Origin of the sequence: Pseudomonas sp. SH10-3B (genome assembly GCF_019891415.1) — a bacterium.
GTDB lineage: Bacteria > Pseudomonadota > Gammaproteobacteria > Pseudomonadales > Pseudomonadaceae > Aquipseudomonas.
This window is the reverse complement of the sequence record NZ_JAFLXD010000010.1, coordinates 152,618-165,497: the sequence shown is the minus strand read 5'-3', so window position 1 is coordinate 165,497 and position 12,880 is coordinate 152,618. Positions and strand designations below refer to the sequence as shown.

15 protein-coding genes, 1 tRNA gene and 1 pseudogene are annotated in these 12,880 nt (G+C 59.7%); 13 read left to right on the top strand and 4 right to left on the bottom strand.

Features of this window, described 5'->3' with window-relative positions; translation table 11 throughout:
- The 8 genes and pseudogenes from J1G35_RS10985 to J1G35_RS10950 all read left to right on the top strand — a co-directional run.
- Positions 1 to 343 (top strand): metalloregulator ArsR/SmtB family transcription factor (locus J1G35_RS10985; protein WP_223014968.1); only part of this gene is annotated, 343 nt, incomplete at its 5' end.
- Positions 344 to 362: 19 nt separating this feature from the next.
- Entirely contained in the window at positions 363 to 1,646 is a 1,284-nt protein-coding gene (locus J1G35_RS10980; protein WP_053129652.1) for an arsenic transporter, read from the top strand.
- A 13-nt stretch (positions 1,647 to 1,659) separates the two neighbouring features.
- Entirely contained in the window at positions 1,660 to 2,130 is a 471-nt protein-coding gene (locus J1G35_RS10975; protein WP_223014967.1) for an arsenate reductase ArsC, read from the top strand.
- 128 nt (positions 2,131 to 2,258) lie between these two features.
- Positions 2,259 to 2,870 carry a LysE family transporter gene (locus tag J1G35_RS10970; RefSeq protein ID WP_223014966.1) on the top strand — a complete coding sequence of 204 codons (612 nt, stop codon included), beginning with the start codon at positions 2,259 to 2,261 and terminating at the stop codon, positions 2,868 to 2,870.
- Between the two features lie 725 nt (positions 2,871 to 3,595).
- The gene (mgtA, locus tag J1G35_RS10965; protein ID WP_223014965.1) at positions 3,596 to 6,310 is read left to right on the top strand and encodes a magnesium-translocating P-type ATPase; all 2,715 of its coding nucleotides are present in this window, start codon (positions 3,596 to 3,598) and stop codon (positions 6,308 to 6,310) included.
- Positions 6,311 to 6,375: 65 nt separating this feature from the next.
- Positions 6,376 to 6,723 (top strand): DUF2493 domain-containing protein, encoded by a 348-nt coding sequence (locus tag J1G35_RS10960; protein ID WP_223014964.1) that lies wholly within the window; start codon positions 6,376 to 6,378, stop codon positions 6,721 to 6,723.
- An 18-nt stretch (positions 6,724 to 6,741) separates the two neighbouring features.
- A pseudogene (locus tag J1G35_RS10955) lies at positions 6,742 to 6,995 on the top strand (hypothetical protein); the annotation flags it as partial.
- A gap of 99 nt (positions 6,996 to 7,094) precedes the next feature.
- A complete protein-coding gene (locus J1G35_RS10950; protein ID WP_223014963.1) occupies positions 7,095 to 7,622 on the top strand; it encodes a DinB family protein in 528 nt (175 codons plus the stop codon).
- 2 nt (positions 7,623 to 7,624) lie between these two features.
- Here the strand turns inward: J1G35_RS10950 and J1G35_RS10945 are convergent, their stop codons facing one another.
- Positions 7,625 to 8,083, bottom strand: coding sequence for a GFA family protein (locus J1G35_RS10945; RefSeq protein WP_223014962.1), 459 nt, complete (start codon positions 8,081 to 8,083; stop codon positions 7,625 to 7,627).
- A 196-nt stretch (positions 8,084 to 8,279) separates the two neighbouring features.
- On the opposite strand from J1G35_RS10945, the gene J1G35_RS10940 reads away from it, so the two are divergent.
- A complete protein-coding gene (locus tag J1G35_RS10940; protein ID WP_053129634.1) occupies positions 8,280 to 8,561 on the top strand; it encodes a hypothetical protein in 282 nt (93 codons plus the stop codon).
- 93 nt (positions 8,562 to 8,654) lie between these two features.
- On the opposite strand, the gene J1G35_RS10935 is transcribed toward J1G35_RS10940, so the two are convergent.
- Positions 8,655 to 9,119, bottom strand: a complete 465-nt coding sequence (locus J1G35_RS10935; protein ID WP_223014961.1) for a hypothetical protein — start codon at positions 9,117 to 9,119, stop codon at positions 8,655 to 8,657.
- Positions 9,120 to 9,344: 225 nt separating this feature from the next.
- Here J1G35_RS10935 and J1G35_RS10930 point away from each other — a divergent pair.
- Both J1G35_RS10930 and J1G35_RS10925 read left to right on the top strand, forming a co-directional pair.
- Positions 9,345 to 9,431, top strand: a tRNA-Leu gene (locus J1G35_RS10930).
- A 165-nt stretch (positions 9,432 to 9,596) separates the two neighbouring features.
- The gene (locus tag J1G35_RS10925) at positions 9,597 to 9,806 is read left to right on the top strand and encodes a hypothetical protein (RefSeq protein ID WP_223014960.1); all 210 of its coding nucleotides are present in this window, start codon (positions 9,597 to 9,599) and stop codon (positions 9,804 to 9,806) included.
- Positions 9,807 to 9,809: 3 nt separating this feature from the next.
- Here J1G35_RS10925 and umuC read toward each other — a convergent pair whose 3' ends face one another.
- Positions 9,810 to 11,084 (bottom strand): translesion error-prone DNA polymerase V subunit UmuC, encoded by a 1,275-nt coding sequence (gene umuC, locus J1G35_RS10920; protein WP_223014959.1) that lies wholly within the window; start codon positions 11,082 to 11,084, stop codon positions 9,810 to 9,812.
- Positions 11,077 to 11,502, bottom strand: coding sequence for a S24 family peptidase (locus J1G35_RS10915; protein ID WP_223014958.1), 426 nt, complete (start codon positions 11,500 to 11,502; stop codon positions 11,077 to 11,079). The genes umuC and J1G35_RS10915 overlap by 8 nt, the downstream gene beginning before the upstream one ends.
- Before the next feature lie 101 nt (positions 11,503 to 11,603).
- On the opposite strand from J1G35_RS10915, the gene J1G35_RS10910 reads away from it, so the two are divergent.
- Complete coding sequence (locus tag J1G35_RS10910; RefSeq protein ID WP_223014957.1) at positions 11,604 to 12,311, top strand: SOS response-associated peptidase family protein; 708 nt, start codon at positions 11,604 to 11,606, stop codon at positions 12,309 to 12,311.
- 94 nt (positions 12,312 to 12,405) lie between these two features.
- The gene (locus tag J1G35_RS10905) at positions 12,406 to 12,813 is read left to right on the top strand and encodes a hypothetical protein (protein ID WP_223014956.1); all 408 of its coding nucleotides are present in this window, start codon (positions 12,406 to 12,408) and stop codon (positions 12,811 to 12,813) included.
- Positions 12,814 to 12,880: the final 67 nt, after the last annotated feature.

Genomic DNA, 12,880 nt, shown 5'->3' with positions numbered 1-12,880 from the left:
CTCCCCGCCCACCCTGTTCAAATGCCTGGCCGACGCCACCCGGGCACGCCTTACGTTATTGATTCAGCGTGAAGGCGAACTTTGCGTGTGCGAACTGATCCATGCCTTGGACGACAGCCAGCCGAAAATCTCCCGCCACCTGGCGCAACTGCGCAGTTGCGGGTTGCTGCTGGATCGTCGCCAGGGCCAATGGATCTACTACCGCGTCAACCCGGACCTGCCCGAGTGGGTCATCCGGGTGCTGGACATCACCCTGCAAGCCAACCAGCCATGGTTGCACAACGACGCACAGCGTCTGGGTGCAATGGGCGACAGACCACAACGAGCCAGCACCTGCTGCTGAACCACCGGAGCGTTTATTCATGCTTGTCGCAGTCGCCATTTTTATCTTCACCATCGTTCTGGTTATCTGGCAGCCCAAGGGCCTCGGCGTGGGCTGGAGCGCCACGATGGGGGCAATCCTGGCCCTGGCCTGTGGCGTGATCAGCCTGGCCGATATCCCGGTGGTGTGGCACATCATCTGGAATGCCACCGGGACGTTTGTCGCGCTGATCATCATCAGCCTGCTGCTGGATGAGGCCGGGTTCTTTGCCTGGACGGCGCTGCATGTGGCGCGCTGGGGGCGCGGGCGTGGCCGGCGATTGTTTGCCTATATGGTGCTGCTCGGGGCGTTGGTGTCGGCGCTGTTTGCCAACGACGGCGCGGCGCTGATTCTCACGCCCATCGTGATGTCGATGCTGCTGGCGCTGCGTTTTTCCCCGGCGGCGACCCTGGCCTTTGTGATGGGCGCGGGGTTTATCGCCGACACGGCGAGCCTGCCGCTGGTGGTGTCGAACCTGGTGAATATCGTCTCGGCGGACTACTTCAAGATCGGCTTCAACGAATATGCCGCGGTCATGGTGCCGGTCAACTTCGTCAGCGTCGCCGCCACCTTGGCGATATTGCTGTGGTTCTTCCGCCGCGATATTCCGCAGACCTACGACCCGGCCGACCTCGCAGACCCCGCCAGCGCGGTCCACGACCGCGCCACTTTCCGCGCCGGCTGGTGGGTGCTGGGCATCCTGCTGATCGGCTGCTTTGCTTTAGAACCGCTGGGCATTCCCATCAGCGCGATTTCCGCGGTGTGCGCCGTGCTCCTGCTGGTGATCGCCGCCAAGGGCCATAAGATCTCCACGCGCAAGGTGCTGAAGGAAGCGCCGTGGCAGATCGTGATCTTTTCCTTAGGGATGTACCTGGTGGTCTATGGCTTGCGTAACGCCGGCCTCACCACCTACCTGGCGACCTGGCTCGATACCTTCGCCACTTACGGCGTGTGGGGTGCGGCCATGGGCACCGGCGTGCTGACGGCATTGTTGTCGTCGGCGATGAACAACCTGCCGACCGTCTTGATCGGCGCGCTGTCCATCGAGTCCAGCCATGCCGTAGGCGTAGTCAAGGACGCAATGATCTACGCCAACGTGATCGGCAGCGACCTGGGCCCGAAAATCACCCCGATCGGCAGCCTGGCCACCCTGCTGTGGCTGCATATCCTGGCGCGCAAAGGCATCACCATCACCTGGGGTTACTACTTCAAGGTCGGGATCGTGCTGACCCTGCCGGTGCTGCTGATCACCCTCGCCGCCCTCGCGTTGCGCCTGAGCATCTAACGGAGAGACCGCAATGAAAGTCCTGTTCATGTGCACCGCCAACAGCTGTCGCAGCATCTTGTCCGAGGCGATGTTCAACCACCTGGCCCCGCAGGGTTTTGCCGCGGTCAGCTCCGGCAGCTTTCCCAAGGGCCAGGTCCTGCCGCGCAGCCTGAGCACGTTGCAGGCGGCGGGCATCCGCACCGAGGGGTTGTACAGCAAGGGCAATGACGCATTTGAAGGCAGCCCGCCGGATGTGGTCATCACCGTCTGCGACAAGGCGGCGGGTGAAGCCTGCCCGGTGTATTTCGGGCCGGCGGTGAAGGCGCATTGGGGCTTGGAAGATCCTTCGGATGTGCAGGGCGATGAAACCAATATCCAAGCCGCATTCGACGCAACGCTGGCGACCATCGCCACCCGTTGCCGGGCGTTTTTCGCCCTGCCCTTTGCCCACCTCAGCCCTGGCGAGCTGAAGGCCGAGCTCGACCGCATTGCGCGGCTGTAAATGACCACGCCCTGACGGCATGTTGAATCCCCCTGTGGCAAGCGGGCTTGCCACAACAGCGTGTGCAGATATGGATCGCCAACCCTCTGCCAGCGTATGCTCTCGCACTTTCCTGAAAGGACGCGGGCATGCTGACGATCTTCTTTTACGCGCTGGTTTTTGGTTTCGTGTTTTGCCTCTCCCCCGGCGCCGTACTGGCAGAGACGTTGCGCCGTGGCTTGCTCCACGGTTTCACACCCGCCTTGCTGGTGCAGTTTGGCTCGCTGGTAGGCGACGCCGTCTGGGCAGTGATTGGCCTCACCGGCATCGCGCTGTTGATCCAGCATGACGCGGTGCGCGTACCGCTGACGATCATCTGCGCGGTGTACCTCGCCTGGTTGGGCGTGCGCAGCCTGATCGACGCCTGGCACTTGCCCGAGGCGGACAGCGCGCCTGCCAGCACCCGGCAGAATGCGCTGGCCGTGGGCGCGGCGATCTCCCTGGCCAACCCGAAAAACATTGTCTACTGGGGCGCGCTGGGCAGCGCGCTGTCCGGCATCGTCGGCGCCACCCCGAGCCATGGGCAGACGCTGATGTTTTTCGCCGGGTTCATGCTGGCTTCGGTGCTGTCGTGCTTTCTGATCGCATCACTGGTGAACCTGCTGCGCAAGAATGCCTCGCCGACTTGGCAGCGCATCAGTTATGGCACCTGCGGGTTGGTATTGATTTATCTGGCCGTGCTCGCCGCACGCGGCATATGAAGTTATATATCAAGTAACTTTCGAACGCCTCTTGTCTGAATGAACTCTGAACGCCGGGCTATTTAATTAATCATGCGTTGACATTTTGTAACTGTCTGAGTAGATTGCCCGTGCCCGCAACTGGGGCCTTTTTTAACCCTCACAAAAGAAGCCAATGGACACAGTATCTAGTCGCTGTCCGAGCACCGCCCTGGCGGGCATCGGGCGCCCAACCCAGAATATGACAGGACTCGCCTCCCCGGTCCGGTAAGCTGCGCTAGAGCTTGATGCTCCACCGTAACTGCCTCGCCGGTCGCCCGTCCGGTCCCGAGGTGTGTTATGACCTTCACAACCCTTGTTTTACCCGATGTACGTAAGCCCGTCGCAACCCTGCGAACCAGGCTCTACCGTGCCTGCGGCGTTTTTCTGCCGCGACGCACGAGCGTTGTCGCCCCCTCCCCCATAGACCCACAGAGACCGAAGGTTTTGTGCCTGGGATCCTTGTGAGCGCTCGCGCCGTTCATCCCAGCTGAAACAGCAACTTCCTGATTAACGCTCTGGAGTTCCTTTATGAACTTTTCCAGTTGTAGATCGCTGCGCATCTTTTAACTAACGCGCCTGCGGAAGTTATCTAACACCCTATTTAAACCGATCGCGAAGTCAGCGACTCGGCATGCTTTCGCTCGCCTGCATTCAGGTAAGTAACGGGTATGTTTTGTCGAGAATTGGCGACAGGAGTACACACAATGAGCGCCGTAAAAAACACCCCGCTGCACAATAAACACGGCACCGCCACCGACACCCAACTGTCGATGCGTGCCGCCCGCGAAGCCCATAACGGCCTGTCGGCCACCCTGGCCAACGTGCGTGCCACCCAGGATGGCCTGACCGAACTGGACGCCACCGCCCGCCTGCAACGCGAAGGCCACAACGAGGTAGCCCATGACAAGCCGCCTCACGCCATCGTGCAGTTCCTGCAGGCCCTGAACAACCCGTTCATCTACGTGCTGCTGACCCTGGGCGGCATCAGCTTTTTCACCGATTGCTGGCTGCCGATGCAGGCTGGCGAAGAAGCCGACCCCACCAAAGTCGTGATAATCATGACCATGGTCCTGCTCAGCAGCCTGCTGCGCTTCTGGCAGGAACACCGTTCGGCCAAATCCGCCGAAGCGCTCAAAGCCATGGTGCGTACCACCGCCACCGTCCTGCGCCGTGAACAGGTGGGCAGCCAGCCCACCCTGCGCGAAGTGCCGATGCGCGAGCTGGTGGCCGGCGATATCGTGCAACTGTCGGCCGGTGACATGATCCCCGCCGATATCCGCCTGATCGAGTCCCGCGACCTGTTTATCAGCCAGGCCGTGCTCACCGGCGAAGCCTTGCCGGTGGAGAAATACGACACCCTGGGGGATGTAACGCAAAAGTCCGCCAGCGCCCTTGCCGCCGACCGAGACAACCTGCTGGACCTGCCGAACATCTGCTTCATGGGCACCAACGTGGTCAGTGGCCGCGCCAAAGCCGTGGTGGTGGCGACCGGGCCGCGCACCTACTTTGGCTCCCTGGCCAAAGCGATTGTCGGGTCCAGGGTGCAGACGGCGTTTGATCGCGGCGTGAACAGCGTCAGCTGGCTGCTGATCCGCTTCATGCTGGTGATGGTGCCGATCGTGTTCTTCCTCAACGGCTTCTCCAAAGGCGATTGGGGCGATGCCTTCCTGTTCGCCCTGGCGGTCGCCGTGGGCCTGACCCCGGAAATGCTGCCGATGATTGTCAGCGCCAACCTGGCCAAGGGCGCCACCGCCATGGCCAAGCGCAAAGTGGTGGTCAAGCGCCTCAACGCGATCCAGAACTTCGGTTCGATGGACGTGCTGTGCACCGACAAGACCGGCACCCTGACCCAGGACAAGATCATCCTCGAACATCACGTCAACGCCTTCGGCCAGCGTGATGAGGCGGTGCTGTCGCTGGCCTGGCTCAACAGCTACCACCAGAGCGGTATGAAAAACCTGATGGACCAGGCCGTGGTGCAGTTCTCGCAACAGAACCCCAGGTTCCAGGTGCCGTTTGCCTACAGCAAGGTCGATGAATTGCCGTTCGACTTTGTACGCCGTCGCCTGTCCATCGTGGTCAAGGACGCTGCCGACGACCATCTGCTGGTGTGCAAGGGCGCCGTGGAGGAGATGCTGGGTATTTCCACCCACGTGATGGAAGCGGGCGCCGCCGTGCCGCTGGATGAGCGCCGTCGTGAAGAATTGCTGGCCATCGCCAATGACTACAACGAAGACGGCTTCCGCGTGTTGGTCGTGGCCATCCGCAACATTCCCAAGGCCCTGGCCCGCCAGCAATACACCACCGTCGATGAACGCAACCTGGTGATCCAGGGCTTCCTGACGTTCCTCGATCCGCCAAAGGAAACCGCCGGCCCGGCGATTGCCGCGCTGCAAGACATCGGCGTGGCGGTGAAAGTCCTGACCGGCGACAACGCCGTGGTCACCCGCAAGATCTGCCGCCAGGTAGGTCTGGATCCAGGCCAGCCGCTGCTGGGGGTGGAAATCGAATTGATGGATGACGCAACCCTGGCGCGTCACGTGGAAGAGCGCACCGTATTCGCCAAGCTCACGCCGCTGCAGAAGTCCCGGGTGCTCAAGGCGCTGCAAGCCAACGGCCACACCGTCGGTTTCCTCGGCGACGGCATCAACGATGCACCGGCCCTGCGCGATGCTGACGTGGGTATCTCAGTGGACAGCGGCACGGACATCGCCAAGGAATCGGCCGACATCATCCTGCTGGAAAAGAGCCTGATGGTGCTGGAAGAAGGCGTGCTCAAAGGCCGCGAAACCTTCGGCAATATCATGAAGTACCTGAACATGACCGCCAGCTCCAACTTCGGCAACGTGTTCTCGGTGCTGGTGGCCAGTGCCTTCATCCCGTTCCTGCCGATGCTGTCGATTCACCTGCTGCTGCAGAACCTGATGTACGACATCTCCCAGCTGGCCCTGCCGTGGGACAAGATGGACAAGGAGTACCTGGCCAAGCCGCGCAAGTGGGATGCAAAGAACATCGGTCGCTTCATGATCTGGATCGGACCGACTTCGTCGATCTTCGACATCACCACCTTTGCCCTGATGTGGTACGTGTTCTCCGCCAACAGCGTGGAAATGCAGACCCTGTTCCAGTCCGGCTGGTTTATCGAGGGCCTGCTCTCGCAAACCCTGGTGGTGCATATGCTGCGCACCCGCAAGATCCCGTTCTTCCAGAGCACCGCCGCCTGGCCGGTGTTGCTGATGACCGGCGTGGTGATTGGGTTGGGGATCTACGTACCGTTCTCGCCGTTGGGCACCCTGGTGGGCCTGCAACCACTGCCACTGGCGTACTTCCCGTGGCTGGTCGGCACGCTGCTCAGCTACTGCTGCGTGGCCCAACTGATGAAAACGATCTACATCCGCCGCTTCAAGCAGTGGTACTGAGTTCCCCCGCCGTTTAAACGCTGGCGGTCGCCCGGACGCCAGCGTGCCTTACAAGGAATAGGATCATGCGCGTCTTGATCTGTGCAGGTCGTCATTACGCCGACTGCAAAAAGTCCCGCCAAGTGCTGGACGCTTACCACCGCCTGCGCCCGGTGCAGGTGCTGATTCACGGCGGCAACCAGTTCCTCGGCAGCGACATCGAGGACTGGGCGCGGGAGCTCGGCATCGATGTGGTGCGCTATCCGCCCAACTGGCAACGCCACGGCAAGCAGGCGGAACGCCAGCGCAACCATTTCATGCTGACCGACAGCCGCGCGGATGTGGTCATCGCCCTGCCGGGCGGTGATGACACATCCGAACTGGTCTGCCTGGCCAAAGCCAGCGGCATTTCGGTGCTGAGCGTAGAAAACTGAGTTCAAGCGAGGTGCATCATGCACAAAAAACACACCCCCAAGCAGATGGATGGGTTTGCCAAATACCGTGCGCGTCACCATCGCGGCGCGCGCAAGACGTTGTTGCTGTTGCCGCCGGCAAAACAGCGGGCGCTGCGGCGCAACCTGATGTTTATCGGTGTGACCCTGGGGTTGATCCTGCTGATCGCCCTTGTATCGAAGGCCCATGCCGCCGGCGGCGCCTATGGGTCGACGACGGCGCGATCAACGCACCGGGCGCTGGCAATGTCGACACTGGACTTGGCCTATTGCGCCAGGTGCAGTAGCAATTGCGGGTCATCCAGGTAATTGCCTTATGATGGCGGCACCATTGCCAACGAGGGGCGAAGCACGTGGACCGCATCGAACAAATGGCGCTGCTGGCGACCTACAACCAGTGGATGAACCGCAAGGTCTATGCCGCAGCCGCCAGGCTCACGGACGATGAATTGCGCGTGGACCGCCAAGCGTTTTTCGGCTCGATCTTCGGCACACTCAACCACCTCACGTTGGGCGACACCGTCTGGCTCAAACGCTTTGCCCTGCACCCCGTACGCTATGCGGCGCTGGCGCCTCTGAGCGCCATTGCCGCCCCCTCGGACCTCAAGCAGTTGGCGTTCGCCGACCTGGGTGAACTCACGGCCCAGCGCCGTTGGCTGGACCAGTTGATCATCGATTGGGTCCAGACCCTGCGCGAGCCCGACCTCGACCATCATCTGCACTACCACAACATGCTCGGCGCGGCGGCCAGCAAGCCGTTTGGCGGCCTGCTGGTACATTTTTTCAATCACCAGACCCACCATCGAGGCCAGGTCACCACGCTGCTGACCCAGGCCGGGCAGGACGTGGGCGACACAGACCTGCTCGCCTTGATTGACTGAACTCAGCGAGCGCTGAACTCGGCATAGGCCTGCAACAACCGCGCAAAGTCCTGGGGTTGCGGCAACTGCTCGAAGCTTTCGACTGCCGGAGTGGAAGCCCAGGCCAGTTTTTCGCTGGTCCAGGTCTCCATAAAGGGCACGTAATCCGCGGCGTTATCCAACAACGTCGCCCGCACATTGACGAACTCATCGATGCCATGAGGGCGGGTAAACAGCCAGCTCATGCAGTGCGGGCAGCAATAGTGACGATCGACCCCGTGCAGGCCGCCGACCACCGGGCACCCCTGGGTCACGGTGAACGCGCTGGCGGGAATCAGCGCGCTGAGGGAGAACGCGCTGGCGGTCATCTTCTGACAACCGGTGCAGTGGCACGCCATGGTAATCGCCGGCGCCTGGCTCACGCTGAAGCGCACCCGGTTACAACGGCAACTGCCTTCCAGGGGCAGGGTTTCGACGCTCATCACACACTCCTTTTCATGATCAGTGGCGTGGCAGGTTAGCGTCCAGGGGGGGTGTTGAACAGGTCCGAGGGCAAAACCGAACGCTGCTGCACCCACGGTGGTCATAATTTCAGGTGCCCGGATTTTCAATCCCCGCCCTCCCCGCGTGCATCGTGGGTTTACCGATGCGCGCACCCAATAAGAAGGAGACGCTTACATGGTCATTCACTTCAAGGTCGCCGGGCATCTGGCCTGCGGTCATCACGGCAGCAATCTGCCCTCCAGCACTGAGCTGAACCGGGTCAAATGCCGCACCTGCCGCAATACCGATGCGTACAAGGAAGCACGCCGCAACCAGCGCAACGCCGCTCGCCGTTCTTCGCGCCAAGCCAAGACCCACACCAGCACCGACTGGCGCAGTGCCTGGACACAACGCCTGACCGACCTTCCAGGGCGGCAACGCCTGCCACGCGGCTTCGGCGCACAGCCCTTCGTATAAGCCAGAAATGCAGAAGCCCCGGTCAAACCGGGGCTTCGTTTTCAATCAATCATCATTGGGCACCGGCCTGTTGCGTGCCCGGTAGCCCGGCGGCTACTTGACCTTGCTGCTCAAGCTATCCACGCTGCGTTTGAGATCATCCAGGCTGCGCTTCAACCCGTCGATGTCGCTTTTCTGCCGCTCGATCGTACTTTTCTGATCGTCGATCGTGCGCTTGAGGCTCGCCAACTGGCTGTCACTGGAACTGGAGCTTGAACCGTCCTTGCGCTTGAACTCATCGAACGCGCGGTCCTGCCCCTCCAGCTTGCTTTTCAGGCCTTGCACCTCGCTATCGGTACGTTTCTGCGCAGCTTGCAGCTGTTCAATATCGCCCACCGAAATGCTCGACGCCTTCAACGCATACTGGTTGCCCGCCTCCAGCGAAGCCCCCGTCAACCGGTCACCACTTGACGCGCTGAAATCTCCCCACTTCACCGCACTCCCAGCCTGTGCCGTACCGGCCGACAGTGCCATGACACCTACAACCACTAGCCAAGAGCGCTTGCGAACACTGAGCATCAACTGATTCCTTTCCAGACTGCCGGGATGGCATATCGCTATGACTGTCATTTATGCAGCTTGTTCCCGTGGCGTAGGAATCCTCTGGTTCGCCTGTTAAAGCCGATGTAGATCACTGATCTGCCAAGCTTTTTCATGCGCACTCTTATGCAAGAAAGCGGCAGCCCGACCTTGCGTCGAGGCGCCTGGATCTATATATTCCCAACCCTGCTACACCGCGCTACCGCCCGAATGGCGAAACTGGTAGACGCATGGGACTTAAAATCCCCCGCTCGTAAGGGCGTCCCGGTTCGATTCCGGGTTCGGGCACCATAGATATCAAGGGCTTGCATGATGAACTTCATGCAGGCCCTTATCTTTTGTGTTCCGCAATTTAACGATCTGTTCCGCAATTCCCTTCCCTGGCGTTCTGCCGACGCAAATCAAATCCCCAGATTAAGCCCCCTGCTAAGCTGTTCACTTCAAGGAGGAACAGACATGCCGAATACAGACCTACTACCGTCCCTACTCTCCAAGCTCTACGAAAACCAGCTGGCCTTGGAAGCCTCCATCATGGAGTTGTCGAATTGGGTCCAGCAGCGCGGCTCGGCCGAAGTCGCAGAAAACATCCGGGGTGCGTTGCACACCATTGACGACAACGAAGAGTTCATCAAGCTGACGCTCGCAGTTCTCATGGCACCGGAGTAATCGCTACTTGCAGGCAACCGACCAAAGCTGGTCCAGCTTGGTGGTGTAGCTCTGGCTCATCATTTCACGGCGCATGCCCCAGTCAGGGTTCGTCGGCACGCTAGCTGACCGTAGCGTTCCCCGACCCCACCTGTCATTGATCTGGTCCAGCACAGTCATCACCCTGGTAGCCTCCGCAGGCTGCGACACAGCAAATAGATCGTCGGTGTACTCGCCTGGCCGGCAAAGGTTGAGCAGCATCACCTCGGCCTTGCTGTATTTGAAGCCCGGCCTGTAGATATGGTCGACCGCATCAACCGCAGCCTTTGTCAGCAGGCGTACGTCGTCGGTTGGATAAGGCAGGTCAACCACCACCCCGTTCGCATATTTGGCCTCTTCCGGGTTGAACATGCCGGTTCGAATGCAGACACGGACCTTCTTGCACAGCGAACCCTGGGCCCGAAGCTTTTCAGAGGCCCGCATCATGTAGGTGGCCAGCGCCTCCTTGATCGGCGGCAACTCGGTCAGGCGCTTACCGAACATTCGGCTGCAGCAGATCTCCTGCTTCGGTGGGTCGGGCTCGTCCAGTTCCAGGCACGACGTGCCGGCCAACTCCCTGGCGGTCTTCTCAATCACGATGCTGAACTTCTTGCGCAGCGTCCACGGATCCGCCTTGGCCAGGTCCATTGCCGACTTGATGCCCAGGGCGTCGAGGTGGAGCTTCATTTTTCGGCCAACTCCCCAGACCTCGGACACATCGGTATTGCGCAGTACCCAGTCTCGTTTAATCGGATCAGTGATATTCACCACCCCGCCGGTCTGCGCTTGCAGGCGCTTCGCGGTGTGGTTTGCAAGCTTGGCGAGCGTCTTCGTGCTCGCGATGCCGACGCCGACGGGAATGCCGGTGCACCGCAGCACCTGGGCACGGATCTGCCGGCCGAGCGCGTCGAGCCCGCCTATTCCGGTGAGGTCGGCGAAGGCTTCGTCGATGCTGTAGATCTCGACGGCGGGCACCATTGATTCAATAAGCGTCATCACGCGCTCGCTCATGTCGCCGTAGAGTGCGTAGTTCGAGGAAAACGGGATGATGCCGTGCTGCTTGAGCTTGTGCTTGATCTGAAAATACGGCTCGCCCATCTTGATGAAGGGCTTAGCATCGTAGCTGCGGGCGATCACGCAGCCGTCGTTGTTGCTGAGCACCACGATTGGCACCTTGGCCAAATCGGGCCGGAACACTCGCTCACAGCTGGCGTAGAAACTGTTGCAGTCGATCAGGGCAAAGACTGGCTGATTAGACATGGCTGCGCACAGTGCTGGTTATCACTCCCCAGATCGATAGTTCGTCGCCCTCCAGCACGTAGCGCGCGGGATACTTTGGGTTTTCGGAAAGCAGAATCACCTCCTTGCCACGCTTGCAAAGACGTTTGCACATCGGGTCATTGTTGAGCAGCGCAACTACAATATGTCCGTGGGCCGGCTCTATAGATCTATCCACCACCGCCAGGTCCCCTTCGAAAATCCCAGCACCCTGCATGCTCTCCCCGGTGATCATCACCAGGTAGACGTGGGGCGCTCTGATGTTGAGGACCTCATCCAGAGAGATGTGCTGCTCGATGTGGTCAGCAGCGGGCGAAGGGAAGCCGGCCGGCACGTGAAACGAGCAAAGAGGCAGCTTTGCGCCGCCATTAGCTATCTGGCCGAGGATGTTGAAGCTCATGGCAACGCCTTATGCAAATACTGTACGAATGTACAGTTAACTTTGTAAGGGGCTTGCGGTCAATTTCTCTGTAGGGGATTTCGACAGGCGGAGAATTGCGTATGTGCGGGAGATTGTCTCAATACAGCGGCATTCATGACTTCGTTGCGGCCCTGAGCATGCCGAACGCCATGGTGAATTCCGTAGGCGAGTTACCGCTGGAGCGATACAACGTCGCACCTACCACCCAGGTCGCCCTGCTCCATGTCCAGGGAGAACTGCTACTGGCTGATCCGGTGCGCTGGGGGTGGAGGCCGCACTGGGCCAAGGACCGCGCCGCGCCGATCAACGCCCGCGTCGAGAAGGTGGCCCACGGCCCGTTCTTCCGCGCGATCTGGCCGCACCGGGCAATCACGCCTATCGATAACTGGTTTGAGTGGGTGGACGAAGGCGGCCCGAAGAAGCAGCCCTACCTGATCCGCCGGCGGGACGGCGCGCCGGTGCTGTGCGCCGCCATTGGCCAACTGCCCGATAGCGACGAGGGCCCGGGCGAGCATGACGGCTTCGTGATAATCACCGCCGACAGCGCCGGCGGCATGGTGGATATTCACGACCGGCGGCCCGTGGTATTGACTCCAGACCTAGCCAGGGAATGGTTGGACCCGGCCACGCCCAAGGAGCGCGCCGAACATATGGTGCTGCACCAGGGCGAGCCATCCGAGGCCTTCGAATGGTTCAGGGTCGGCGTTGCTGTAGGCAATGTACGCAATCAGGACTCAGACCTGATACTGTCACTGAGTAAAAAAATGTACATCCAGTCTGAGAGCTAAACTCGAAATCCATTCCTCTCCAAGACTTAGAGTACTCTTCATATAGCGGCCAAGAGCCAGAAACTACAGAGTCAAAGATAAAGCGGATTAATTTATGAGCAAAAAAAATCGATACGTAAAATACATCAATCCTTTAGAACATAAAAAAACAAAAACCTTATTTTCCTATTTTCTAGAATCCTGTAAAGCCAATGGAAATGGGATAATCATCCACCCTCAAGTCGGGCACTTTCGACATGATGATTTTGGTAACGCGATAGGAGAGGACTTCGCTAGAAAACTGGCCAACGGTGGACTAAAGCTAACTGATTACTCAGTTGAGGTTTGCGCCGCACGAACTATTAATAAGCATTCTAGAGCTTCAGTTTATTTTGCTTGGTGGCCATTAGGCAGTGATTTAGAGATAATAGAAAAACACTCATGGGCAGACGGATTCATCGCATGCAGGGATAAGAAAGACCTCGAACTTTTGACACATAAATTTGATTTCATTGAGGTTTAATCAAACTTAATTCATCGCAAAAAAAGCTCCAGCACCCAACTCGGCGCTGGAGCTAAACCATCAAGAG